General features: G+C 55.0%; 24 protein-coding genes. 11 read left to right on the plus strand and 13 right to left on the minus strand.

Annotated features, from left to right (window positions below):
• The first annotated feature begins 42 nt into the window (after nt 1-42).
• The 4 genes from PLU01S_RS07570 (at nt 43) to PLU01S_RS07585 (ending at nt 5,084) form a co-directional block, all read left to right on the plus strand.
• Nucleotides 43-1,383: an imelysin family protein gene (locus tag PLU01S_RS07570; protein WP_074824748.1), complete on the plus strand. Its 1,341-nt coding sequence runs from the start codon at nt 43-45 to the stop codon at nt 1,381-1,383.
• A 102-nt stretch (nt 1,384-1,485) separates the two neighbouring features.
• Nucleotides 1,486-2,904 carry a di-heme oxidoreductase family protein gene (locus PLU01S_RS07575; protein ID WP_074824749.1) on the plus strand — a complete coding sequence of 473 codons (1,419 nt, stop codon included), beginning with the start codon at nt 1,486-1,488 and terminating at the stop codon, nt 2,902-2,904.
• 10 nt (nt 2,905-2,914) lie between these two features.
• A complete protein-coding gene (locus PLU01S_RS07580) occupies nt 2,915-3,979 on the plus strand; it encodes an imelysin family protein (protein ID WP_010795284.1) in 1,065 nt (354 codons plus the stop codon).
• A gap of 22 nt (nt 3,980-4,001) precedes the next feature.
• Nucleotides 4,002-5,084, plus strand: a complete 1,083-nt coding sequence (locus PLU01S_RS07585) for a DUF1513 domain-containing protein (protein WP_074824752.1) — start codon at nt 4,002-4,004, stop codon at nt 5,082-5,084.
• A gap of 30 nt (nt 5,085-5,114) precedes the next feature.
• Here the strand turns inward: PLU01S_RS07585 and pncB are convergent, their stop codons facing one another.
• The 5 genes from pncB to PLU01S_RS07615 form a co-directional block, all read right to left on the minus strand.
• Nucleotides 5,115-6,314 (minus strand): nicotinate phosphoribosyltransferase, encoded by a 1,200-nt coding sequence (gene pncB / locus PLU01S_RS07590; protein WP_010795286.1) that lies wholly within the window; start codon nt 6,312-6,314, stop codon nt 5,115-5,117.
• A gap of 318 nt (nt 6,315-6,632) precedes the next feature.
• A complete protein-coding gene (locus PLU01S_RS07600; RefSeq protein WP_083397865.1) occupies nt 6,633-7,358 on the minus strand; it encodes a lipopolysaccharide kinase InaA family protein in 726 nt (241 codons plus the stop codon).
• Nucleotides 7,359-7,360: 2 nt separating this feature from the next.
• Nucleotides 7,361-8,041 carry a class I SAM-dependent methyltransferase gene (locus PLU01S_RS07605; RefSeq protein ID WP_074824755.1) on the minus strand — a complete coding sequence of 227 codons (681 nt, stop codon included), beginning with the start codon at nt 8,039-8,041 and terminating at the stop codon, nt 7,361-7,363.
• A 79-nt stretch (nt 8,042-8,120) separates the two neighbouring features.
• Nucleotides 8,121-9,416, minus strand: a complete 1,296-nt coding sequence (locus tag PLU01S_RS07610) for a sensor histidine kinase (RefSeq protein WP_074824759.1) — start codon at nt 9,414-9,416, stop codon at nt 8,121-8,123.
• Nucleotides 9,406-10,089 (minus strand): response regulator transcription factor, encoded by a 684-nt coding sequence (locus PLU01S_RS07615; RefSeq protein WP_010795291.1) that lies wholly within the window; start codon nt 10,087-10,089, stop codon nt 9,406-9,408. Before PLU01S_RS07615 ends, PLU01S_RS07610 begins: the two co-directional genes overlap by 11 nt.
• A 174-nt stretch (nt 10,090-10,263) precedes the next feature.
• Here PLU01S_RS07615 and PLU01S_RS07620 point away from each other — a divergent pair, with 174 nt between their 5' ends.
• Nucleotides 10,264-10,992, plus strand: a complete 729-nt coding sequence (locus PLU01S_RS07620) for a phosphatase PAP2 family protein (protein ID WP_074824762.1) — start codon at nt 10,264-10,266, stop codon at nt 10,990-10,992.
• 62 nt (nt 10,993-11,054) lie between these two features.
• Here the strand turns inward: PLU01S_RS07620 and groL are convergent, their stop codons facing one another.
• The 4 genes from groL to PLU01S_RS07640 all read right to left on the minus strand — a co-directional run bounded on the left by groL (nt 11,055) and on the right by PLU01S_RS07640 (nt 14,954).
• Nucleotides 11,055-12,695 carry a chaperonin GroEL gene (groL, locus tag PLU01S_RS07625; RefSeq protein WP_010795293.1) on the minus strand — a complete coding sequence of 547 codons (1,641 nt, stop codon included), beginning with the start codon at nt 12,693-12,695 and terminating at the stop codon, nt 11,055-11,057.
• 45 nt (nt 12,696-12,740) lie between these two features.
• Nucleotides 12,741-13,034, minus strand: coding sequence for a co-chaperone GroES (locus PLU01S_RS07630; RefSeq protein ID WP_010795294.1), 294 nt, complete (start codon nt 13,032-13,034; stop codon nt 12,741-12,743).
• Nucleotides 13,035-13,231: 197 nt separating this feature from the next.
• Entirely contained in the window at nt 13,232-13,711 is a 480-nt protein-coding gene (locus PLU01S_RS07635; protein ID WP_010795295.1) for an FxsA family protein, read from the minus strand.
• 229 nt (nt 13,712-13,940) lie between these two features.
• Nucleotides 13,941-14,954: a DUF481 domain-containing protein gene (locus PLU01S_RS07640; RefSeq protein WP_074824765.1), complete on the minus strand. Its 1,014-nt coding sequence runs from the start codon at nt 14,952-14,954 to the stop codon at nt 13,941-13,943.
• A 186-nt stretch (nt 14,955-15,140) separates the two neighbouring features.
• Here PLU01S_RS07640 and PLU01S_RS07645 point away from each other — a divergent pair, with 186 nt between their 5' ends.
• Both PLU01S_RS07645 and PLU01S_RS07650 read left to right on the plus strand, forming a co-directional pair.
• Nucleotides 15,141-15,494, plus strand: coding sequence for an MGMT family protein (locus PLU01S_RS07645; RefSeq protein WP_074824768.1), 354 nt, complete (start codon nt 15,141-15,143; stop codon nt 15,492-15,494).
• 29 nt (nt 15,495-15,523) lie between these two features.
• Complete coding sequence (locus PLU01S_RS07650) at nt 15,524-17,251, plus strand: AmpG family muropeptide MFS transporter (RefSeq protein WP_074824772.1); 1,728 nt, start codon at nt 15,524-15,526, stop codon at nt 17,249-17,251.
• A gap of 40 nt (nt 17,252-17,291) precedes the next feature.
• Here PLU01S_RS07650 and PLU01S_RS07655 read toward each other — a convergent pair whose 3' ends face one another.
• Together PLU01S_RS07655 and PLU01S_RS07660 are read right to left on the minus strand one after the other, a co-directional pair.
• Nucleotides 17,292-18,137 carry a mechanosensitive ion channel family protein gene (locus PLU01S_RS07655; RefSeq protein WP_074824775.1) on the minus strand — a complete coding sequence of 282 codons (846 nt, stop codon included), beginning with the start codon at nt 18,135-18,137 and terminating at the stop codon, nt 17,292-17,294.
• Between the two features lie 117 nt (nt 18,138-18,254).
• Nucleotides 18,255-18,734 (minus strand): YajQ family cyclic di-GMP-binding protein, encoded by a 480-nt coding sequence (locus PLU01S_RS07660; RefSeq protein ID WP_010795300.1) that lies wholly within the window; start codon nt 18,732-18,734, stop codon nt 18,255-18,257.
• Between the two features lie 160 nt (nt 18,735-18,894).
• Here PLU01S_RS07660 and PLU01S_RS07665 point away from each other — a divergent pair, with 160 nt between their 5' ends.
• Genes PLU01S_RS07665 through PLU01S_RS07680 form a run of 4 tightly spaced genes read left to right on the plus strand, consistent with a single transcriptional unit; the run spans nt 18,895 to nt 23,526 of the window.
• The gene (locus PLU01S_RS07665) at nt 18,895-19,809 is read left to right on the plus strand and encodes a putative 2-dehydropantoate 2-reductase (protein ID WP_074824778.1); all 915 of its coding nucleotides are present in this window, start codon (nt 18,895-18,897) and stop codon (nt 19,807-19,809) included.
• A 42-nt stretch (nt 19,810-19,851) separates the two neighbouring features.
• Nucleotides 19,852-21,873 carry a sensor histidine kinase gene (locus PLU01S_RS07670; protein ID WP_019366764.1) on the plus strand — a complete coding sequence of 674 codons (2,022 nt, stop codon included), beginning with the start codon at nt 19,852-19,854 and terminating at the stop codon, nt 21,871-21,873.
• Nucleotides 21,874-21,890: 17 nt separating this feature from the next.
• Nucleotides 21,891-22,481 carry a cob(I)yrinic acid a,c-diamide adenosyltransferase gene (locus PLU01S_RS07675; RefSeq protein WP_074824782.1) on the plus strand — a complete coding sequence of 197 codons (591 nt, stop codon included), beginning with the start codon at nt 21,891-21,893 and terminating at the stop codon, nt 22,479-22,481.
• Entirely contained in the window at nt 22,471-23,526 is a 1,056-nt protein-coding gene (locus tag PLU01S_RS07680) for a hypothetical protein (protein WP_083397866.1), read from the plus strand. The genes PLU01S_RS07675 and PLU01S_RS07680 overlap by 11 nt, the downstream gene beginning before the upstream one ends.
• 39 nt (nt 23,527-23,565) lie before the next feature.
• On the opposite strand, the gene PLU01S_RS07685 is transcribed toward PLU01S_RS07680, so the two are convergent.
• Entirely contained in the window at nt 23,566-24,510 is a 945-nt protein-coding gene (locus PLU01S_RS07685; protein WP_074824785.1) for a Nudix family hydrolase, read from the minus strand.
• Complete coding sequence (locus PLU01S_RS07690; RefSeq protein WP_019366768.1) at nt 24,507-25,145, minus strand: glutathione S-transferase family protein; 639 nt, start codon at nt 25,143-25,145, stop codon at nt 24,507-24,509. Before PLU01S_RS07690 ends, PLU01S_RS07685 begins: the two co-directional genes overlap by 4 nt.
• Between the last annotated feature and the right edge of the window lie 60 nt (nt 25,146-25,205).

Here is a 25,205-nt window from a genome sequence, read left to right on the forward strand (position 1 = left end):
GGCTCATGTAATGAGCACCCTATTTTAGAAAAGGATTCCGGAATGACCCGTATGCATTGGGCGAGCGTAAGCCTCCTCGCTATCGCCATTTCCCTGGCAGGCTGTGGTGACGACAAGAAAGAACAGGCACCCGCCAATCAAGCAGCAGCCCCTGCAGCCACCTCAGCGACAACGTCACAGGCGGCGAAACCGGATGAAGCCGCGGCCAAGGCCGTGATCAAGAATTACGCTGACATTGCCGAGGCTGTGTTCAGCGACGCCTTTACAGCGGGTCAGAATCTGCAGAAAGCCGTCGATGCCTTCCTGGCCTCCCCTTCCGACGCCACACTAAAGGCGGCTCGAGAGGCCTGGATGGCAGCGCGCACGCCCTATTCCCAGTCAGAAGCCTTCCGCTTTGGCAACCCTGTTGTGGATGACTGGGAAGGTCAGCTCAACGCATGGCCTCTAGATGAAGGCCTGATCGACTATGTTGCATCCGATTATCAACATGCGACCGGTAACCCGGCTGCTACTGCCAACATCATTGCCAACGAAGAGATTCAGATTGGTGAAGACAAGGTTGACGTCAAGGACATTACTGGTGAAAAGCTGGCCAGTCTGAATGAGCTGGCCGGCTCGGAAGCCAACGTAGCGACGGGTTACCATGCAATCGAATTTCTGCTGTGGGGTCAGGACCTTAACGGGACAGGCCCCGGTGCAGGCAACCGCCCCGCAACGGATTATCTTGCAGGGGATGGCTGCACGGGTGGTCACTGCGATCGCCGTCGCGCGTACCTGAAAGCGGTAACTGATCTCCTGGTTAGCGACCTTGAGTACATGGCTGGCCAGTGGAAACCGGGCGTACCTGATAACTACCGCGCGACGCTGGAGCAGGAAAGTGCAGACTCCGGTATTCGCAAGATGCTGTTCGGCATGGGCAGTCTGTCGCTGGGAGAACTGGCCGGCGAGCGTATGAAGGTATCTCTGGAAGCCAACTCGACTGAAGACGAGCATGACTGCTTCAGCGACGATACCCATCACACCCTTTATTACGATGCACTGGGCATTCGCAATGTTTATCTGGGCCAGTACAAGCGTATCGACGGTACAGAGGTGAAAGGCCCAAGCCTTTCCGAACTGGTTGCCAAGGCTGACCCGCAAGCCGATGCCACGCTCAAGGCTGATCTCGACGATACCCAGGCCAAGATGCAGGCCATTGTTGATCGTGCCGAGAAGGACGGTGTTCATTACGACCAGATGATCGCTCCAGATAACACCGCCGACCAGCAAAAGATCCGTGACGCCATTCAGGCCCTGGTCAAGCAGACCGGCGCCATCGAACAGGCCGCGGCCAAGCTGGGCATCCAAGATCTGAAGCCCGATAACGCCGATCACGAATTCTGATCCGCCCCAAGGGCACGGCGTTTTTACGAAGCCACGGCAGGCCCTACCTGCCGTGGCTTCGATACGTTCAGGTCGATCATTTAACGGTACCGTTTGGCTCTGATGACACTAGCTTCCCTTCGTTTGCCCCCCCTGGCGCTTCTCGTCTCGCTTCTCAGTGCCTGTGATGACTCACCGCACTTTACCCACGCAGAACCGGGCGAGGCCTTGTCGGCGGGTACAACCAGCGTCAATGACCAGAGCGCCAATGCCTTCTCGTTTCCCTCTAACAACCTAACGCCCGCTCAGCGTCTGGATTTCAGCGTAGGTAACAGTTTTTTTCGCAATCCGTGGGTCATCGCGCCCTCCTCCACAACAGCACGAGATGGTCTGGGGCCGTTGTTCAATATCAACGCCTGTCAGAGCTGCCACCTGAGCGACGGTCGCGGTCATCCGCCGGGGCCACACGCAACCAATGCCTTCACCATGTTGGTCAGACTATCCATACCCGGCGGACCGCAGGACCAAGAGACCCTGAAAAGACTGGGCGTTGTACCCGAACCCACCTATGGCGGACAGCTACAGGACAATGCCATTCCTGGCGTTCCGCCAGAGGGCAAGGTCAGGTTCGATTACGCGGACGTACCGGTCACATTCAAGGATGGCACCGTCATCACCCTGCGAAAGCCTACGCTGCGCATAGAACGTCTCGGGTACGGTCCGTTTCATCCACAAGCCCAGTTCTCCGCACGTGTAGCGCCACCCATGATTGGTTTGGGTCTTCTGGAAGCCATATCGGAAAGTGACATCCTCAAGAATGCTGACCCCAATGATGACAACAGGGATGGTATCTCCGGGCGTGCCAACTGGGTCTGGAGCTTTGCTGAACAGAAGACCATGCTGGGCCGCTTCGGCTGGAAGGCAGGCCAGCCCACACTTGACCAACAGAACGCCACGGCGTTTTCCGGCGATATGGGTCTGACGACCAGCCTGGTCCCCAATGACGATTGCACAGAGGCTCAGACAGCCTGCAAGCAGGCACCCAATGGGGGAGATCCGGAAGTCAGCGACAATATTCGCCGCATGGTGCTCTTTTATACGCGCAACCTTGCGGTTCCCGTCAGACGCGGAGTCGACAAGCCTTCCGTGCTGCAAGGCAAGACCCTGTTTTACGCATCGGGATGTCCTGCCTGTCACATATCCACCTTCCAGACGGCTGCCAACGCTGCGGTCCCTGAACTGGCCAATCAGACCATTCACCCCTACAGCGATCTTTTATTGCATGACATGGGCGAAGGACTCGCCGACAATCGCTCCGAATTTCTGGCCAGTGGTCGTGAGTGGCGTACTCCCCCCTTGTGGGGAATAGGCCTGACACAAAAAGTCAGTGGTCATACGCAATTTTTACATGATGGTCGTGCTCGCAACCTGCTTGAAGCCATTCTCTGGCATGGCGGAGAAGCCGAGGCGGCCAAGCAAAACGTATTGGGGCTCAACGCCGAAGAGCGTGCTGCCCTGCTTGAGTTTCTGAATTCGCTATAAGGAGCGTTGCATGTTCCGCCCTCGGCTTTTGCTAACCGGGCTTGCCCTGGCACTCGGTGCCTGCTCGCCACAGAATCAACAGGCCCAGACCAGCGCCGCCCTGGCCGAGCAGGTCCTGCTACCAGCATACGCTCGCTGGGTGGAGACCGATCGGGCATTGGCGAGCAGCGCTGTAGCCTTCTGCTCCGGCAAGGAAGAGCTTGGCAAGGCTCGTGAAGCCTTTTTCAACGCACAAAAGGCCTGGGCCGAACTGCAACCATTGTTGATCGGCCCGCTGGCCGAAAATAATACGGCTTGGCAAGTGCAGTTCTACCCCGACAAGAAAAACCTGGTCGCCCGCCAGGTGGAACAGCTGCTCAAGAGTAATCCTCAGGTTGATAAGGCCACCTTGGACAAAGCCAGCGTTGTCGTCCAGGGACTGACGGCGTATGAATACATTCTGTTCGACAGCAATATCGAACTGGCTAATGCAGAACAGAGGGCACGCTACTGTCCGCTTCTGACAGCCATTGCCGAGCACCAGCAGGAGCTGGCACAGCGTATCCTTACCCGCTGGAAGGAAACGGATGGCATGCTGGCGCAGCTCTCCAAGTTTCCGAATCAACGCTATGCCGATGCTCAGGAAGCTATTGCCGACCTTTTGCGGGTACAGGTCACAGCGCTAGACAGCCTGAAGAAAAAGCTGGGCGTTCCGCTGGGTAGACAAAGCAAAGGTATTCCACAGCCATACCAGGCTGAAGCCTGGCGTAGCGAATCGTCGCTTCTCAGTATTGCCGCGAGCCTTGCTGGCGCCCAGGCGCTGTGGAATGGCGTAGACGGTAAAGGGCTACGTGCCTTGTTGCCCAAGGAACAAAAACCCTTGGCTGATAAAATCGATACCGCTTATGCCGAGAGCAGCAAACAGCTGGCAGAGCTGCAACAACAGCCGCTGAAGTCCTGGCTTAGTAACGAGGCGGGCGTCGCCAAACTGAACGCCTTTTATGACAGCCTCAATACCGTACATCGTCTACATGAAGGCGAGCTGGCCAAGGCCCTTGGCATCCAGTTAGGGTTCAACGCCAACGACGGTGATTGAGTAACGACATTGGGTATCCGTCATGTCCACTCTGTTGAGTAGTCTGTTCCATAACCTGCAACGCCTGGGTCGCTGGACGTTTACGTCAGGGTCCCAGGAACCCTTGCTGCTTTCTGCCCGGGACGATGTAGATGGCCGCCACTTTGCCGTGGGCTATCGCCTCAACGGCAAGCCTGTTTTCGTTACCGAGGTTACGCAACGATGCCATGCCATCGTCACGCACCCCAGCGAGCCCTTTGCTGTCTTCGTGGCTCGCCGCCCAGGTACGCAGAGCTATGTAATCGACCTGCGCGATGGAAAACTTGTCCAGACGCTCGACTCGCCTGCAAATCGTCATTTCTATGGGCACGGGGTTTTCCACGCAGAAGGCACGTGGTTCTACGCTACCGAGAACGACACGACGGACCCTGGCCGTGGCCTGCTAAGTGCCTATCGCTTCAGTGATGGAGCCCTGATTCGCTCCCATGAGCTAAGCACCCATGGTCTGGGCCCCCATGAAGTAGCCTGGATGCCGGATGGAGAGACGTTTGTTGTTGCCAACGGGGGAATTCGCACCGAGGCTGAAAGCCGGGTAGAAATGAACCTGGATGCCATGGAACCCAGCCTGGTCTTGATGAGCCGCTCAGGTGAGCTCCTTTCCAAGGAGACGTTGGACCTGCAGATGAACAGCGTTCGCCACTTGGCCATTGCAAAGGACGGCACCATTCTGGCCTGTCAGCAATATATGGGCGCAGCCACCGACGCAGCCGCCATGCTCGGAATCAAGCGTCCCGGAGAAGCCTTCAAAGCCTTTCCGGTGGCAGAGACGCAGCGTCAATCCATGGTCCAATACACGGCAAGCGTAGCGGTACATGACGAATTGAGACTGGTTGCCCTGACAGCCCCTCGAGGCAATCGTTTTTTTATCTGGGAGCTGGACAGTGGCATGCTGCGGCTGGACGCACCTCTACCAGATTGTGCAGGCGTAGGCGCAGCGGCAAGCGGGTTTGTCGTGACTTCAGGTCAGGGCCGCTGCCGCCATTATGACTGCAGACAGACACAGATCGTGATGAAGCCACTCGAACTGCCTTCCGGCCTGTGGGATAACCATTTGCTGTTGCATTGATGGGTACTGCGTACCCATCAAGCCTTTCACTCAGGAAGCAACCCGAAAAACGTGCTTCAGGTAATAAACAAAATCCTGATCTTCACTTTGGGTTTTGCCAGGCACATCAGAGATCTTGGCGACGGGCTGACCATTGCAGGATGTCATTTTGAGCACAATATTCATTGGCGCAACGCCCGGCAAATCACACGTGAAGTTGGTGCCTATACCAAAGCTCACCTTGATTCGGCCCTTCAAGGCACGGTAAAGATTCAGCGCCTTTTCCAAGTTTAACGAGTCGGAGAACACTAAGGTCTTGTTCATCGGGTCGATGCCCAGGCTTTCGTAATGCCTGATCGCTTTTTCGGCCCATGTCAGTGGATCACCAGAGTCGTGGCGCAGGCCGTCGAACAGCTTCGCAAAATACAGATCGAAATCGCGAAGGAAGGCATCCATGGTCACAGTGTCGGTCAGGGCAATACCCAAAAGCCCACGATATTCACGCACCCAGCAGTCCAGTGCAGCGATCTGACTGTCGATCAGTCTTGGCCCTAGTTGCTGGTGTGCCATGAACCACTCATGCGCCATGGTACCCAGGGGGGTTACGCCCAGGCTAAGGGCCAGATGCACGTTGCTGGTCCCTACGAAACGCCCGGGAAAATCATCTCGCAGCGCCTTGACCACCATCTCCTGAACCGGAAACGAGAAGCGTCTGCGCGTCCCGAAGTCCGCCATTTTGAAATCGGCCAACTCGGCCGGACTGGCTTCCTGCTTCAGCCACTCAAATTTACGATAGAGCTGCTCACGGGCTTGCTCCAAGGTCTGCTCAGGGTAGCGATTGCGGTTGCGCACCTCGCTTATCAACGCAAGGATCGGCACTTCAAAAAGGATCAGATGCAGCCACGGGCCTCGCAGGCGCAGGCTGAACGCACCGTTCTCAACACCAATATGCACATAGCGCGGATTGAAGCGGAACAGGCGAAGAAAGCGGATAAAGTCGGGCTTGATGAAAGGGATACGCTCGAGGAACGCCAACTGCTCATCACTGATACTGATATCGGCAAGCCGTTCGATCTCGGCGCGAATCTCGGCCTCGTAGGGTCGAAGATCTTCATTGTTTCGGCATTTAAATGCCCACTCGACTTCCGCATTGGGATAGTTATGCAGGACAGCCTGCATCATAGTGAGCTTATAAAAGTCCGTATCCAGAAGGCTTTGAACGCTGCACCGGGAAAAAATACCATCAGCCATAGGTTTCGCTCGAGGTAATCAAATCAAACATCCACAGCATGCCCGAGCTCTGAATGAATAAAAACCCTTTTCCCGTACTTCGCAGCGTTAAATATCAATGAGCGCCTGCCGCGCGCTGGGTCATCCCATACAAGAACAGCATGAGGTTTTCATCGGACGGAACCGCTTTAACCATTCGTGCGTTGGCCGGAGTCTGGCAATAGGAGATTCCTTCATGCCCTTGGACTACCGTTGCACCCGGCTCGTGCCAAGCCGAAAACGCCACTGTTGTAACGCCGAGGGCACCCACTAAAAGCAAAGTTCTTGTGATTGTTAAGTTCATGGCTGCAACCCTTTGATGACCCTGCCAAATACTGCTTGGTAACCGTAGACCAAGGTCCGCCAGTCCGCATGACTGAGCGACGAATGGCGCTTAAGTTGCAGAAGATCCCGCCGAGCGGCACGACGCGCTGAGAAACGACGGCGGCATTTTTCGAGATCCAGTAATGCAACATCGAACTCAACCTCGCCTAGTGTTTCACGGACGCGCAAGAACACATGCTTGTCATACAGGCAACCATGCTGCCAGCGCGCCTTATGCAGCCGAGCCAGCATAGCGCCGAGTTGTTTCAGGAATATATCGCGGGTCGCCTGGTCATACCGCGTCTGGGCACCGCTGGCGTACCAATCTTCCAGCGAGATATACCCATCGAGTTCGGCACTTACCAGCAGCGCACGCCAGCCTTGCTCATCCCGTCGAGCCTCGCAAAACAAGAGCTCCGGTACGCCCACGCCCAGCGCAGCGATAGAAGTCAAGGCATCTCGCTCACGCAGGGCCGTTGGCCGCCCAAACGGATGACGCAGACTTCGATAGATATGCCCTACCTGACGCTTGACATAGGCAATGGTACCGTCATTGATCTGGATGCGTTGGACGCCGCTTTCTCCACCCCGCCGCTCGTTAGGCGCCTCGACCCACTCCCCCGACATGCCCCACCAGTTTTCAAAGGAACGCTCTGTACCCTTGGACGACGTTGTACCCAGTGGGAAAGACATATCGGACATAATCAGACCTTTCTTAGAATATAAACACGCCACATCGAGTAATGCGGCAAGAAATCAAGATGCTTTTCGACTTTGAAACCAGCCTGTACGAATTCGTGCTCGACCTGCTCGGCATTTAGAACAATGCGATTTTGATAACCCGTACTTTTGTTGCGGAGCTGCCGCCTGGCTTCTAGCTGCTTGCGGCGCCATGCCTTGAAATTACCGTCCACCCATAATGACAGAATGACTGTATCGCGTGTTACACGATTGAATTCCTTGAACATTTCCAAACGGTCTGCACCATCAGCAATGTGATGCACTAGGCGCATGCAGAAAATACTGTCTACTGCGTTATCAGGAAGATCGATAGCAAAAGCGGATGTTTGCAAGGTACGCACACGCTGGACTATCTCTTTGGGCTGGGAGGCACATGCCACGGCCAGCATATCCGCTGAGTTATCAGCACCAATAATGACCCGATTCTGTTTTTCCGCGAGTAGCGGCCAGAAACGACCGGCGCCGCATGGTAGATCCAGGACTAAATTGGGCTGTCCCGCCAACCTCAGGGCGCGGCGGGCAAGTTGCTCATCTCGCCAATGAGACAAGCGGCGAGCCATGCCATCCTGGTGTTTCTTGAAGTACTGCTCGGCATGCGCGCGGTCATATTTCTCGGAGAAGGGAAGCTCAATCGTGGATTTCATGGCGGCACTCCATAAGTCAGATGAAGCCACCTTATGGAGCGCACCGTTAAATCAGGGTCAAGGTCATGTGAAAATTACGTCAATCGTTTTTGCCGCTTTCAAGCAATGCCAACTCAACCCGGAAACAGCAGCCGTTTGGCTGACGATTAGTCAATGCAACCTTCCATCCCTGCAACTGGCAGATACGATGGACCAGTGAGAGGCCAAGCCCTAACCCCTCGCCACGTCTTGCACTACCTCGTACAAAGGGCTTGAAGACCTCATCATGTTGAGCTTCAGGAATGCCGCTGCCCGTGTCTTCCACCGTAAAAGCAGCCTCCTCCAACGTCAGGCGAATTTCACCCGCATCCGTGTAATGAAGTGCGTTACGCAGCAGATTACTCATGACAGACCGCAGGAATGGGGCGTTGTAGGTCTGCTGATGTTCATAACCCCTAGGTTCATACCTCAAGGTTAGCCCCTTGGCCTCGATTGCTCCCTGCCACTGCAGCACCAGCTCATCGGCAATCGTTCTGAGCGAACTGCGAGGCGCAATGACCGCCCCGTCGCGCTGTGCCCTGGCCAACTGGAGAAAGGTTTGCACCAGATCCCGCATTTCCTCAGTAGCGCTCACCATTCGCTGTAGCTGCGCCTTACCTCTAGGACCAAGACCTGGATCCTCGGCCAGCAACTCACATGATGTGGCAATTACCATCAGTGGTGTTCGCAACTCATGGCTCACATCACTGGTGAACAACTGCTCTCGGGTAAGCGCATCACGCAACTGACCTAATGCATCGTCAAACGCCGCTGCCAATTCCCCTACTTCATCATTGGCATAATCCGGAGCCAACGGGGGAGCCATCAGCAGCATCTGGTCACGATGCCGAACCTGACGAGCCAGACGACTGACCGGAGCAATGACTCGGCGTGCCAGCAACCAGCCGAGAAGGCCTGACAACGCCACACTGAGCAAAAACCCCTTGAGCACGACCCGGTAAAGAGCCTTTTCCCGTCGCTCAAAATCACTTTGATCCTGCAAAAGGATGTAGTGCCGCCCATCCTGGAACCGAACCCAGGCATAGTAGTACCGACCGCCCTCCTTAACCTCACTGAAGCCCTGCTTGAGCCCCACCAAATCCGGCGGCAATGACTGTGGCTCATTTTCCGGCGCGTAGTAGAGCTTCATGCCTGGATCCAGTACCGGCTGACCACCGTTTCGCATGTCTCGTCGCAACATGCGATTCAGCTCGTTGCTCATGTCTTCGGAGATCAGCTGTTCTTCAACCAGGTGTACGACCTCGACAATACCAAAGGAGAACAGGCCACCCACCACTACGGTCATCAGCACAAATGCAATGATGATCCGGCGTAAAAGGCTCTGCTTATACTCCATTGCTATCATTCGTCAGGCGGTAGCCCACACCATGTACCGTATGGAGCAAGGACGTTTCAAAGGGTTTGTCTATAACTTGGCGGAGCTGGTGAATATGACTGCGCAGACTATCGCTGTCAGGGCAGTCATCTCCCCAAAGCGTCTCTTCCAGGACTTCTCGCCGAATCACATGCGGACTTTTTTGCATGAGCGCCGCAAGCAGCTTGAGACCGATGGGATTTAGCTTGAGCGATTTACCCCCACGGCTAACTTCCAGCGTGTCGAGATCATAAACAAGATCAGCCACCTGGAGCTGCCGCCTGCCTCCTCCACGCGTCCTGCGCATCACCGCTTCGATCCGAGCAGCCAACTCCGACAAGGCGAAAGGCTTGATCAGGTAATCGTCTGCGCCAGAGCGAAACCCCTTGAGACGGTCATCCAACTGATCTCGCGCCGTTAGCATGATAACCGGAGTATCGCGCCGGGCATCCTCACGCAAGCGCTGGCATAACGTGTACCCATCGATTCCCGGCAACATGATATCGAGAATCAACAGATCATAATGCTCGGTTGCCGCCAGGTGCAGGCCTGAGAGCCCATCCTGGGCACAGTCGACTGTATATCCCTTGAGACTCAAGTAATCCATCAGATTACTCAAGATATCGCGGTTATCTTCAACCACCAGAATACGCATGAACTCACCTCATAGCCTCGCGCGGTCGCAGCAGGCCTGTTTAACATTTTTTTCACTACCCATTCACCTGGGCATGACAAGGCACAGCGCACTGTACAGGAGCGCCCTGTTTCATCTGCTCAGATAGAAACTGCCTTCCCTGTAAACAATTGCCTCTCTCCTTCTAGGATACCCATGAACGCTTCTGCTTACTCTCGCCCGCTCAACTTTTTCTGGGCTCTGGGTCTGCCTTTGGCAGTAATGATTCTTTTATTGAGTGTTGAGCCCACACGCCTCGACTTTGCACTGGCCGATGCATTCTATAATCCAGGCACAGGGTTTATTGGGCGACACAGTGCCTTTCTTGAGGATGTTCTGCATGATCGGGCCAAACAGCTGGTTATCCTGATCGGTATTATTGCCATTGCAGGCTCGATCCTGAGCTTTTTCTGGACACCTCTGAAACCCTGGCGCAAGTCGTTGGGATACTTGGTGCTTGCAATGGGTACGTGTACAGCGCTTGTCATGCCACTGAAAAAGCTGACCGACGTCCCCTGCCCCTGGAGTCTGGTTCAATATGGCGGTGACCAGGTTTACTCCCCGTTATTGTCAGAGCGCCCTGCGACCAACAAGAACAATCTGTGCTGGCCCGGCGGCCATGCTTCCAGTGGTTTTACCTTGTTTGCATTCTATTTCTTTTTGCGCGATCGCCGTGCACGGCTGGCACGCGGCGCATTAGCTGCGGCCTTCGCGCTGGGCTGCATCTTTTCCATCGGAAGGATGATGCAAGGGGCTCACTTTCTTTCCCATAACATATGGACGGCACTTTTTGATTGGTTGGTGTGTCTGGCTTTTTACCGATTAATGCTTTACCGCCCGACCACTTCACCAGAAAAGACTGCTCCCGCCCCGTCTGCGCTTTAAGTATTGCCCATAAAAAAGCCCGACCATTAGGCCGGGCTTTTTCAGCTAGGTAGCTGGGTGGCTTACATCATGCCGCCCATACCGCCCATGCCGCCCATGTCAGGCATTGCCGGAGCAGCCTTGTCTTCTGGGATATCAGCAACCATGGCTTCGGTAGTTACCATCAGGCCGCCAATAGAGGCAGCAGCCTGCAGGGCGCTACGAGTCACTTTAGCGGGGTCAAGAATACCCATCTCGATCATGTCGCCGTATTCGCCGGTCGCAGCGTTGAAGCCGTAGTTGCCTTCACCGGCCTTGACCTTGTCAACCACGACGCTTGGCTCGCCACCCGCGTTGGCAACGATCTGGCGCAGAGGTGCTTCAACAGCACGACGCAGCAGAGCGATACCTACGTTCTGATCTTCGTTGTCGCCTTTCAGACCTTCGATGGCCTGCAGGGAACGAACCAGGGCTACGCCACCGCCAGGCACCACGCCTTCTTCAACGGCTGCACGAGTTGCGTGCAGGGCGTCTTCAACGCGCGCCTTCTTCTCTTTCATTTCAACTTCAGTTGCCGCACCTACCTTGATCACGGCAACACCGCCAGCCAGCTTGGCCAGACGCTCTTGCAGTTTTTCACGGTCGTAATCGGAAGAAGTCTCTTCGATCTGAGCACGGATCTGCTTGACGCGAGCTTCGATATCAACCTGAACGCCAGCACCGTCGATAACAGTGGTGTTTTCCTTGTTGATAACAACGCGCTTGGCTTGACCCAGGTGCTCCAGAGTGGTGCTTTCCAGGCTCAGGCCTACTTCTTCAGAGATCACAGTGCCGCCAGTCAGGATGGCAATATCCTGCAGCATGGCTTTGCGGCGATCACCGAAGCCAGGCGCCTTGACAGCAGCAACCTTGACGATGCCACGCATGTTGTTGACGACCAGAGTAGCCAGCGCTTCGCCTTCAACGTCTTCAGCAACGATCAGCAGCGGACGGCCAGCCTTGGCAACGGATTCCAGCACCGGCAGCATTTCGCGAATGTTGGAGATCTTCTTGTCAACCAACAGCAGCAGCGGGTTGTCCAGCTCGGCGGACATGGTGTCCGGCTTGTTGATGAAGTAAGGAGACAGGTAGCCACGGTCAAACTGCATGCCTTCTACGACAGACAGTTCGTTTTCCAGGCCGGAACCTTCTTCAACAGTGATCACGCCTTCCTTGCCTACTTTTTCCATGGCTTCAGCAATGATGCTGCCAATGGATTCGTCGGAGTTGGCGGAAATGGTACCTACCTGAGCGATGGCACGGAAATCGGCGCAAGGCTTGGACAGTTCTTTCAGCTGAGCAACGATGGCGATGGTTGCCTTGTCGATGCCGCGCTTCAGATCCATTGGGTTCATGCCGGCAGCAACAGCCTTCAGGCCTTCGTTCACGATGGACTGAGCCAGAACGGTAGCAGTGGTAGTACCGTCACCAGCTGCATCGTTAGCCTTGGACGCAACGTCCTTGACCAGCTGAGCACCCATGTTTTCGAACTTGTCTTTCAGCTCGATTTCTTTGGCAACGGAAACGCCATCTTTGGTGATGGTCGGAGCGCCAAAGCTCTTGTCCAGAACAACGTTACGACCTTTCGGGCCCAGTGTTGCCTTTACAGCGTCAGCCAGAACGTTTACGCCGACCAGCATTTTCTTGCGGGCGGAGTCGCCGAATTTGACTTCTTTAGCAGCCATGTTCTTTTTCCTCTAAACGAATTCGGTGGAAACAGGGATCGGCAATCAGCCTTCCAGTACAGCCAGGATCTCGGACTCAGCCATGATCAGCAGTTCTTCACCATCAACCTTGATGGCGTTGCTGCCGGAATAGGGACCAAATACTACTTTGTCGCCAACCTTTACAGCTGGAGCGCGAACTTCGCCGTTATCCAGAACGCGACCGGTTCCTACCGCAACGACTTCACCACGATTCGGCTTTTCGGCAGCCGAGCCCGGCAGCACGATGCCGCCAGCAGTCTTGGTTTCTTCTTCGCTGCGACGGATCACGACGCGATCATGCAGAGGACGAAGCTTCATAGTCGTATCTCCTAATATGTAAGCGTTTCCAATTACCGGTGAAGACCACCGGCTGTTTTGTTTTAACCGGCTTCGCCGGGTGCACCCTGCAATGCAAGGTGCGAATTCAGCCTGCCAATGGCAAGAACCTTACGGTGTCCGCTACATGAGGTTGTAGAAAATCATTTCAAGGGGCAGAGCAAAAAAATTTTTCTAATTCAGTGATTAAACGGCTTCTTATCATCTCGCCGCTCGTACTCACCTTCGATCACGCGAGGGGCCTCGGGGCGCTGATGATTCTGATGAAAATCACCCGGTCTGTGCTGATAAGTCTGCCCGCCTCCGCGCACATTGATCCGCGCCATTACAGACCCTATCAGCAACTTGCGTGTAATGGGTAACAGCACCAGCAGCGCCAGCACATCACTGATAAAGCCGGGCAGGACAAACAAGGAGCCGCTGACGGCCATCGTCAGTCCCTGCATGATCTCTTTCTCAGGCACTTCACCCATGGCAATACGTATACGAGCCCGCCAAAGCGTCGTGAAGCCGGCCACCCGAAGCATGCCAATACCAATGAGAGTGCTCAGGACCAGCAGGATCAACGTCCAACCGACTCCAATGGAACTGCCAATCTTGATCATGACTGCCAGTTCCAACAGGGGAAACAGTAAAAACAGAAACAGGAATTTGCGCATCGCAGTGTCCTTTGGGGCCTCCAAGGCCGAACCTACCAAAACTCCAAGGTGGCGTTGACCAGGGATTAATTCAACCCTTGCGTGTGGAATCACGCTATCAATAGACACTCAAGGCCAGGCGACACGGGCTTCTGCGCAATAGAAAGGAGTGTTACAAGGTATGGATTGATGAGGAGTCAGCTGACTACTGGCTGGCTAAGGCGCCACAGGGGCGCCCTAGCACAAGCAGTTACCACGTTACGCCGATCCCTGCGCTGTATTGGGTTTCGTTGAGACTTCCCTTGGCCCCGCTAACCAGCTGCTTTGACGCCTTCAGGTTAAGAGACGCCCAGTTGGTGACCTTGTAGCGCAGCCCTAAATCCGTATCCAGGCTGAAGTCTGCGGTATTGTCCAGCGGGCGTCCTACTTCACCAGTAGTGAATAGCTGAACCGTCTGTCCGTATACGTAACGGTTGTAGTCCCACTTCATGGATACCGAGTAGAAGCTGTCCTTGTCACCATCGCGGTATTGATAGTCGGCGCGATCCAGCAGCGCTGTCAGGGAGAAGGATCCCAGCTCGTTATCCCAGAGCTGATAGCCCGGGCCTGTACCAACGTGACGCTGGCGAGCGATGTCTTCGACTTTGTCCCTGTCGTAAGACAGCCGCCCCTGCCAGAAAAACTTTTCATTGAAGAAACGATCCAGCGCGTACTGAAGCGACCAGTTATCCGTGGATACCGCTCCGTCCTTCTTTTCACGGTCGTAACTGCCCTGGGCATTATGACGCCACATGCCGTGCCGAGCCTGAGTCTTGAAGTCGATGTCGTAGTCGTCTGTATCCTTGTCGGCACGCTTGTAATTCAATGCCGCATCGATGTTGCCCTTCCAGGTAAAGTCATGCAGGAGCGGCTTTGGTGGCACAATCTGGCTGATGCTCGCCAGCGGTACGGTCTGCGCGCCCTGCTCTGCCGTTTCGACAATGACCTGACCCTGGCCGGCAGGCTTGAGGCTCTTGACCTCGACATCCTCCTCGTATTCACCACGCTGCACCAGCACGGGCTGATCGCGCTGCAGCGTAGCCACCTTGTCCCAGGATAAGGGAATGGAGCCACCGTAATCGGTCTGCAACAATAGCTTCTTGCTGTCTAAAAGCTTGATCGTCCCGGTCAAGCGGTCACCATTTTTCAGCCATACCGTGTCCGCAAAAGCGGTACTGGAAAGGGCTGAAAAAGCGGCAAGGCAAAAGAGAGTTCGTGACAACATAAAAGACGCCGTTGTAGAGATATGAACCGGTTATGTTTGTCCGGCCCTTGTTAAGAAAGCAGAAATAATCGCGGGTGAGGTTGAGCAACCTTTTCACGCCAAGCGCATATGACTGATTTTCATTAGCAAATTCCACTGGCCCAGCATTTCTTTGCTTGTTTTTTGAAATACGTCGAGTTCAGTCCTATGCCTCACTCCCTTTTCCAACATTCAGACACACCCGAGACTCGCCAGGCAGCGCTTTTCGGCGTCATGGCAGAAATACCGCCTGGAAAGGTCGTCAGCTACGGTCAGTTAGCTGAACTGGCTGGCTTGGGCCGTGCGGCTCGATGGGTGGGACGGACACTTTCCCGTCTGCCGGAAGGGACCACCCTTCCCTGGCATCGAGTGATCGGGGCAGATGGTCGAATCAGCTTACCGTCCGATTCCCTTTCGGGTATCGAGCAACGACAGCGATTACGGGCTGAAGGCATCATTTTTCACAATGATCGGGTGGACATGCGTCGGCACAGGTGGAATCCACTTCAGGCTTGCGAGTAGAGTGTGTGTTTTTGTAAATACCGGTTCGCATGATCAGAAACTTCTGGCGAGAAGCCCTCGCCACGTACAAGTCCCCTGCCTGTCTGGCCTTGCTGCTGATGGGGTTTGCCGCAGGCCTTCCGACGATGCTGGTTTTCTCGACCCTGTCCGTCTGGTTGAGGGAGGCTGGCGTCTCGCGTGAAACCATCGGGTATGCCAGCTGGATCGGTCTTGCCTACGCCTTCAAATGGGTATGGTCGCCCATGCTCGATCAGTGGCGCCTGCCGGTCATTGGCAGTCTGGGTCGTCGACGCTCCTGGCTGGTCTTATCGCAGATCCTAATAGGTCTGGGTTTGCTGGGCATGGCGTTGTGTAACCCGCAATATCATTTGAGTGCCATGATTGCCCTGGCCGTTGTGGTGGCCTTTGCATCAGCCACGCAGGACATCGCAGTAGATGCCTACCGGCTGGAGATAGCAGAGGATTCCCGGCAGGCGGCTCTGGCTGCCTGTTATATGACCGGCTACCGAATCGCCTCTCTTCTGGCGAGTGCAGGTGCACTATTCCTGGCCGAAATGCTTGGGTCCAGCCTGATGAATTACAGCCAGTCCGCCTGGGCGACGACTTATATGCTTTTTGCATTGCTGGTACTGCCGGGTCTGCTGACCAGCCTTCTGATTCGTGAACCTTTACTGGCGGCTCCCATGGGCCTGGCCGATTCACGCTTTGGCTTCAACCATCAACTGCTGTCGGTTGCCCTGGTCTTGGTCATGCTGATTTCGATTCCCGCTATGATCAACGCCATCATCGATTTCGCCTGGCCTCGTGCAATGTTGTACGCTTTGTTCATCATTGGCTGCGTGTCCCCTTGGGGACGCCGTATCTATGAGCCCATCAAGGATTTGCTGGAAAAGATTCGGCAGCCTATGGACCTGCATCTGAGTGCGAGTAACGAAAACGAAGTTCCCCGCTTTGACTTTGCTCATCAGGCGGTCTCGGTCATCGTGCTGATCGTACTGTGTATTGCTGTAACCGGTGGCTGCCAGGCGTTCTTTGGTGGCTACTGGCCCCGTGGACTTATGTATCTGCTGATTGCCTCCCTGTGCCTGTCCAGCTCAGGCCGCAAGCTCATGGGCCCGGTTCTGACACCGGTCAGCGAATTCATCCAACGCTATCGCTGGCAAGCGCTCATGCTGCTGGGGTTGATCTCGACCTATCGCCTGTCCGATACCGTCATGGGCGTCATGGCGGGTGTGTTCTATATCGATGTTGGCTATAGCAAGGAAACGATTGCCATGGTCAGCAAGGTATTTGGCGTGGTGATGACGTTATTGGGCGCAGCAGCAGGAGGCGTCCTGACGGCTCGAATCAGCATTCTACCGATCCTCTTTCTCGGCGGACTGGCCTCTGCATTGACTAACCTGCTTTTTGCGCTGATTGCCACAACAGGTGCCAATACCATGCTTCTGGTTGTTGCCATCTGCTGCGATAACTTCAGTGCAGGCCTCGCCTCCTCGGCCTTTATCGCTTACCTGTCCAGCCTTACGAACCTACGCTTTTCAGCCACCCAATATGCGCTGCTTAGCTCGTTGATGTTGCTGCTGCCTCGCTTGCTGGGTGGATACTCGGGCAGCGTGGTTGAGCATGTCGGGTATGTATCCTTTTTCATGATTACAACCCTATTAGGAATTCCCACCCTTGTGCTGATCGTTGTGCTCTGGTTGCAGCAGCGCAAGACATCGAGCCAACAACCCACCGGGGAGCCCACGACGCCGTAATGGATAACAAAAAGCCCGCGTAGAAGCGGGCTTTTTGTTATCAGGTGGTGGCAGGCTTTTCCGACACCATATGGACCACTCGCTGTGGGAACGGAATGCCAATTCCGACCTCAGCCAGCTGATCGCGAGCACGCTCGTTGAGCATGAACATAAGTGGCCAGTAATCGCCGCTGTTGGTCCAAAAACGTAGCGACAAGGTAATGGCGCTATCACCCAACTCAGAGACAACGACCTCAGGGGCAGGGTCCTGATGGACACGAGCGTCCTCGGCCAGCTTGAGCAGCATTTCCCGCCCCTTCTGCAAGTTGGCTTCGTAGTCGACACCCACGTTGAAAATGACTTTACGCTTGGGCTGGCGCGAATAGTTGGTAATGATCCCGTTGGATAGTGTGCCGTTGGGGATGGTTACAGTCTTGTTGTCGCCTGTCAGCAGAATCGTATGGAAGATCTGGACCGATTCGACAGTACCCATAACGCCCTGCGCCTCGATGAATTCACCGACGCGGTAAGGCCGGAACATGAGAATCAAGACGCCGCCGGCAAAATTCGCAAGGCTACCCTGCAAGGCCAGCCCCACAGCCAATCCTGCTGCACCAATCACAGCGACGAATGAGGTAGTAGCAATACCGATCATGGAGGCTACGCTGACAGCAAGCAGCACCTTGAGTACGATATTGGCCAGGCTGCCAACGAAGCCAAGCAGTTCGGCGTCAACACGGCGCGCCTTCAGAAGGCGGGCCATGTTGTCGGTGATCTTGTTGATAACCCACCAGCCAATGGCCAAGGTCAGCAAGGCCAGCAGCAACTGCCCAGTATACTGCAGCAGGATCGGCAACCATGCTTCGGAAGCTCTGAGTAGACGATCAAACTGCGCACTGAAATCCATCGTGGGATTCTCCTTAAATCAATGGAAATGACCGGCCAATAGCCGTTAGTCACGCCATGTACGACGTACCGGTACTTCGAAGATTCCGTTGAGACAAACTACATAAAGAAGCTGGAATCAATCACGGAAGTTGTTGAACTGGAGCGGCATGCCCAATTCTTGGCCGCGCAACATGGCAATGGTTTCCTGAAGCTCATCGCGCTTCTTGCCAGTCACGCGGACCTGCTCGCCCTGGATTGCGGCCTGAACCTTGATCTTGCTGTCCTTGATGGTGGCAACGATTTTTTTGGCAAGCTCCTTATCGATGCCTTCACGCAGTACAACTTCCTGCTTGACACTTTTGCCAGAGGCATAGGCATCCTTAACTTCCAGACACTGCACATCGATCTTGCGCTTGGCTAAATTCATTTTCAGGATCTCCAACATCTGCTCAAGTTGAAAATCCGCTTCCGCCGTTAGCGTGACGGTAAGCTCTTTGAATTCAAAGGAGCCCTTTCCGCGTAGGTCATAGCGGCGGTCCAGTTCCTTCATGGCATTTTCAACCGCATTGGTCACTTCATGTTTATCCAGTTCGGACACTACATCAAAAGAAGGCATGTCATATCTCCATGTAGGCCAGGCGCTTGACTTGATGCGACTGGCTTGACGATCAAAAAGGGGCAGCCATTATAACGACTGTGGTCGATTACCCGGAATTCCATCCTGCCCGGACGTGAAACATGGGTTCCTTCTATTTTTGCTAACGAGGTATAACGTCATGAGCTGGCACATTCTGGGAGCTGGAAGTCTGGGAGGGTTATGGGCAGCGCGCTTGTTTCGCGCAGGCATCCCGGTACGCCTGATCTTCAAAGACCGCTTGCGCCTGGCCCAATACCGGGCAGCCGGTGGACTCTCCTTACGTGAGGGTGAGCAGGACAGCCTTTACCCATTACCTGCCGAAACACCTCAAGAGACCTCCCCCATCCGACGCCTGCTGGTGGCCTGCAAGGCTTACGATGCGGAGGACGCCGTCGCAGCCGTGGCATCCCGCCTCATTCCTGGCGCTGAAGTGGTTCTGCTGCAGAACGGCATTGGCAGCCAGGAACGCGTAGTCGAGCGTATACCGCGGGCTCGCTGCATACTTGCAAGCAGCACGGAAGGCGCCTTCCGTGAGTCCGATTTCAGCATCGTCCAGGCTGGGAAAGGCCACACTTGGCTGGGTGATCCGGCTCATCCCGATCATGTACCGGAGTGGCTGGATGAGCTCAACGAGGCGGGCATACCGGTCCAGTGGTCAATAGAAATCATGGGGCAACTCTGGCGCAAACTTGCCATCAACTGTGCCATCAACCCTTTAACGGTGCTCCATAAATGCCGTAATGGTGAGCTCAACGCCTACGCTAGCGAGATCAAAGCCCTCACCCTTGAGCTGGGCGCGTTATTAGAGGCAGTCGGGCACGGAAACCTTGCCCCTGGCCTTCAGGAAGCGGTGCTGGCTGTAATTGATGCGACTGCCGACAACACCTCATCGATGCTTCAGGACGTTGCTCATGGGCGTCGTACGGAAATCAGTTTTTTGCTTGGCCATGCACTGCAAGAGGCCCAGCGCCATGGACTCAAGCTGGGCGCCCTTGAGCAACTCCATCGCCACTTGATCGATCATCTGGAGACCCATGGATTGCCGGTAGACTAAGCGCAGGCTACCCTTTCCGATCCTATTGCAGCGATGTAAGCCATGATTCTGCGCGAGCGACTCAGAAATCTTCCGGTTGGCCAGAAGTTGTTGGCTGCGCTTCTTGTACTGTTAAGCGCTGTGTTGCTGGTAGCTAACATTACCTTCATCTCTGCAGCCTACTGGATTTCCCAGGAAAACATGACGCCCCAGGCGTTGCAAACGGTTGGCAGGCTGCTGGCAATCCCCACGCTGAGCCAGGAGGCGCTGAGCTCCAAGGAGCGGGCTGAAGCGCTTCTGCATCGACTCGACAATTACAGCCCGCTCCGCCTGGCCGCCATTTACAACCAGGACGGGCATCTACTTGCCGAAATACAAAATGGCACGTTGCTAAAGCTGCCTACGCATTACACAAGCCTTGAAAACTGGCGCTTGCGTGAGTTTCGTACGAATGTGCTGATCGAGCTTCCTCAAGAAGATGGCCGCTCCGGCCATTTGCTGCTGGTCGCCAGCAGCGAGTTACCCGGAGCCTTCTATACCGGAACGCTGACCGCCAGTATCGCCATTCTGGTGTTCAGTCTCCTGCTCTGGTTTGTTGTGGCCAGACAGATTCGTCTGTTGATCACCCGGCCGATCCTTCAGCTGGAAGAGCTGTCTCGCCAGGTTACCCGCGAGGAAAACTACTCGCTGCGCGCTGGCAAGGGTAGTGACGACGAAATAGGTCGGCTGGCAGATGCTTTCAATACAATGCTGACCCGCATCGAGGGCCGAGAGCAACAGCTCAAACGCGCCCGTGATGACGCCCAGTCCGCAGTGCTTCAGGCTCAAACCTTGGCCGAAGAAACACGGCGCTCGAACCGAAAGCTCGAACTGGAAGTTCAGGTACGGGGCAAGATCGAGAAAAAGCTCACTGGCTTTCAAAATTACCTCAACAGCATCATCGACTCGATGCCATCGGCACTGATTGCTGTCGATGAGCAGTTCTATGTGACGCAGTGGAACCAGGAGGCAACCAACCTCTCAGGCACCAATCTGGATGAGGCGTTGAATCAACCTATTTTTCTGGCCTTCCCCTCAATCAAACCGTTTCTTCCCCAGCTAAGTCGCGCGGCCGAACATATGCGTGTGGAAAAAGTAGAGCGTGTCACCTGGGCGCTGATTGACGCTCCCCGACATTACACGCTGACCTTTTATCCACTCATGGGCGGTGCCGGACGCGGAGTCGTCATCCGAATCGATGACATCACCCAGCGCCTGAACATGGAAGAGCTGATGGTGCAGTCCGAAAAAATGCTCTCGGTCGGTGGCTTGGCTGCGGGCATGGCGCATGAAATTAATAATCCGCTCGGTGCCATCCTGCATAACGTCCAGAATATCCGCCGCCGACTTTCGCCAGAGCTTCCCAAGAATATCGATCAGGCAGCAGAGTGCGGCGTGGGACTGGAGGATGTGAACTGCTACCTGGAGGGACGGGAAATCCCCCGCCTTCTTGATGGGATTCATCAGGCTGGAAGCCGTGCCGCCAAAATCGTCAGTCACATGCTGGCTTTCAGTCGTCGAAGCAACCGCAAGATGGTCGCCTGCGACCTGCCCTCCCTGATCGACCAGGCCATCGAAATTGCTGGCAATGATTTTGACCTGGCAGAAGGTTTCGACTTCCGCGCACTCAATATCCAATGTGAATTTGATCCGGATCTGGGGCCCGTACCGGTTATTGCCAATGAACTTGAGCAGGTTCTCCTCAATCTGTTGAAGAACGCGGCCCAGGCCATTCATCAACGGGATGATGAAGAAGAAGGCGAAACGGGCCGTGTGGTGCTGCGTACATACCGCCGAGGCGATTGGGCAGAAATTCAGGTTGAGGACAATGGGATCGGGATTCCGGAATCAATTTGCAAACGGATCTTCGAACCCTTCTTTACCACCAAGGAAGTGGGACAAGGGACCGGACTGGGTTTGTCCGTGTCTTATTTCATCATTACCAACAACCACAAGGGTCAAATGGAGGTCCATTCCAGACCTGGTGAAGGCACCTGCTTTACCCTGCGCTTGCCGCTCAATCAGCCGGAGGCAGGCAACAACTGATACCAAGGAGCTTGTACATGGGCTATCGCCTGTCAAAAATCTACACCCGAACCGGTGACACAGGCGAAACAGGTCTGGCAGACGGCAGCCGCGTCCGCAAGGATCATCCTCGTATCGAGGCCATTGGTGATGTGGACGAACTCAATAGCATGCTAGGCGTTCTGCTTGCAGAGCTGGAGGATCAGCAGGCTCACATCCCCGAGCTTGCCTCCGTCATTGACGTCCTGACGCCCTGCCAGCATCGCCTGTTCGATCTGGGTGGTGAGTTGGCCATGCCAGATTATCGCGCGCTGGACTACGATGAGATCGAACGACTGGAGCAGGCGATCGATACCTGGAATGAAGAGCTGGGGCCCCTGGAGAACTTCATCCTGCCCGGCGGTTCACGCGCCGTTGCGTTGGCTCATACCGCACGCAGCATCGCTCGACGTGCCGAGCGGCGTTGCCAGACGTTAAACCTAAGCGAGCCGCTCGAAGGTGTAGGGATGGCTTATCTCAACCGCCTTTCGGACTTGCTGTTTGTTGTCGCACGTATCATTGGTAGGCGTCAGGGTATTGCCGAGCACTTGTGGAAGCCGGCTCAGAAAGCGGGACATCATGATGGCTGATCCCACCGCCATTCCACCGACACGTCGCCGCGAAGGACTCCATGCCGCCTGGGATGGATTCATTCTCGTATTGGTATGCGCCAATCTGGCGTTGATTCTGTTTGATAGCCTTTATTCAATTGGCCCGTTGAATCGTCTGGTTGAGCTGGCCAGCCCCACTGCACATGGCTGGTATGCGCATTATGTGCATGCACACTTCCAGACAATCGATCTCTGCTTTGTTGCTTTTTTCATTCTGGATGTACTGCTGAGCTGGGCGATTGCCATTGCAGAGCGGTGTCATGGCAAGTGGTGGTACTACCCTTTTATTCACTGGTATGACGTTCTAGGTTGCATTCCGCTGAGTGGCTTCCGCCTCCTGAGAGCCTTGCGCGTCGCCTCCCTGCTTATTCGTCTGCAACGGCTGGGCCTCATCGACATTCGTCATTGGCGCCTCTACGAGTTTCTTAATCACTACTATCAGCTCTTGATGGAGGAAATCTCCGATCGCGTCATGATTAAAATCTTCGGCGAGATACAGGAAGAGCTTCGTACGCAGGACGACTTTTCCAGCCGCGTTATCGACGATGTCATTCGACCACGCAAACAGCAGCTGATAGATGCGGCCGCCTCGCGGTTACAACGCATGATCAATGAAAGCTATGCTCATAACCAGGCTACGCTGCATCGCTATGTCAGCGAATTGATCAGCTCGGCAGTAGCCGAAAACGAGGACATCAAATCCCTGAAGCGACTTCCCATGGGCGATCGCCTCGCCAAGTCTCTCGACAATACGCTTGCCGATATCGTCAATCGCCTGATCCGTGAGGCGGTTGTTGGTCTGCAGTCAAGAGACTTTAAGGCGTTGGCCAGCCGTATTGCTGATCGTAGCTTCGATGAAATTCTGCCTCGAGGACAAACGGATCTTGATGAAGTACTGGTCGAAATTCTTGAAGTATTCAAGCAAAAGGTTATTGCTCGCCGAGCTAGCGAGCTGGGTGAACTACTGCTGCCCACCCCGCTGGCTGACTCCTCTCAGCTAACGGGGCCAGACAGACCTCGTTAGATAGATTCCGGTGACCGTATCAGCACCGGAACTCAACGTTCAGTCCGCAGGCCAAAAAGCGCGGATACCCGCTACCCCCTGGGCACCCGACGCCCAGGCACGGGACAAGTCAGCCGGCCCTAGGCCGCCTAGCAGATATGCAGGATGGTTAAATGCCTTCAAAAGCGCTTCCGCGGCTCCCCATCCCAGCGTCGGCGCTCCTGGGTGAGACTCGGTAGGTTGAACAGGAGAAAGCGTTACGAAGTCCACTCCCATCTGCCTGGCAAGCTCAAGCTCCTCAGCATTATGACAAGACGCTGCCAGCCAACGGTGCTCAGGAAAAGGTCGCCCATTGTCAGCGTAACGGCGCAGCTGCTGGCTGGTTATATGCCATCCGGCAGCCGGAAAGTCACCCAACCATTCCAATGGCCCCTTGAGCATGAGCTGAGCACGGCCAGCACAGAGTCCTTGCGCATCCACTGCAAGGTCACGGTATTGAGGATCGAATGAGGCAGGCGTGCGCAGCTGAACCAGCTCGATACCTGCATCCAATGCTCTGGCAAGCCCATTAAGCAACGCCTTCGGCTCAAGATCCCCTGGCGTGATCAGATAGGTGCGTGGTAGCCGGGCAGCCTTGACGATAGGAATGTTTGCCTCGGGAAATTCATAGTCGGGCAAGTCACGTGGCCGTACCCAAGCCAACGGTTGACCTTCGAGTCCTTTGGCCTCCCCTGCAAATGAAGTGACCTCCCATACGTCGAGTAGAACCGACTTATCCGTATAGTCATGGCAAACCTGGATCAATGGACGGCAGGCCTCTACCTGAATACCTAACTCTTCGCTCAGCTCACGAGCCAGGGCGACCTGAACATCCTCGCCAGGCTCGACCTTTCCACCTGGAAACTCCCACAAACCACCCTGGTGCTGCTCCTTTGATCGCTTTGCTATCAGGATTTCACTTTGAGGATTGCGAATAACCGCTGCTGCGACGTGAACTCGACTCATGAAATAACCTCTTTCTCTTTCAATGCCTCCTCATACCAGCGTTGGAATGCAGGCCATGCGTAAATGGCATCTACATATCCATCAGCATCGGATGCAAGAGGCACAGAATAACTTCTCAGGCGTGTAGCGACAGGGGCATAAAAAGCGTCAGCAATACTGGCACGACCAAACAGGAACGGCCCCTCTGCACCAAAACGCTCACGGCACTCTGCCCATAAGGAACAGATACGCTTGATGTCATTTTCAGCTTCGGCAGGTATTGTCGCGAGCCGTTGGCGGCGCTTCAGGTCCATGGGCAGGTGATTACGCAACGCTGAAAAACCGCTGTGCATTTCAGCACACAATGAACGGGCCATTGCCCGCGCGGCAGCGTCAGACGGCCACAGTCCTGCTTGCGAGTAGTTTTCGGCCATATACTCGGCAATTGCCAGAGAATCCCAAATGACGCCTTCCGGGGTCTTCAGGACAGGTACCTTACCGGTAGGAGAGTGCTGTCTAAGTCGCGCACGGCTGTCTGGTGTGTAGAGCGGAATTTGGAGCTCGTCATAGGTAGCACCGGACAGCTCCATGACCAGCCAGGCTCTAAGCGACCAAGACGAGTAATTTTTGTTACCGATAACCAGGGTAAGAGACACGCGCCTCTCCTTATCCACAATCATGCATCTATAGGAGCACAAGAGAGGCGCGTTATGAAA

Origin of the sequence: Pseudomonas luteola NBRC 103146 (assembly GCF_002091675.1) — a bacterium.
GTDB classification, from domain to species: domain Bacteria; phylum Pseudomonadota; class Gammaproteobacteria; order Pseudomonadales; family Pseudomonadaceae; genus Chryseomonas; species Chryseomonas luteola.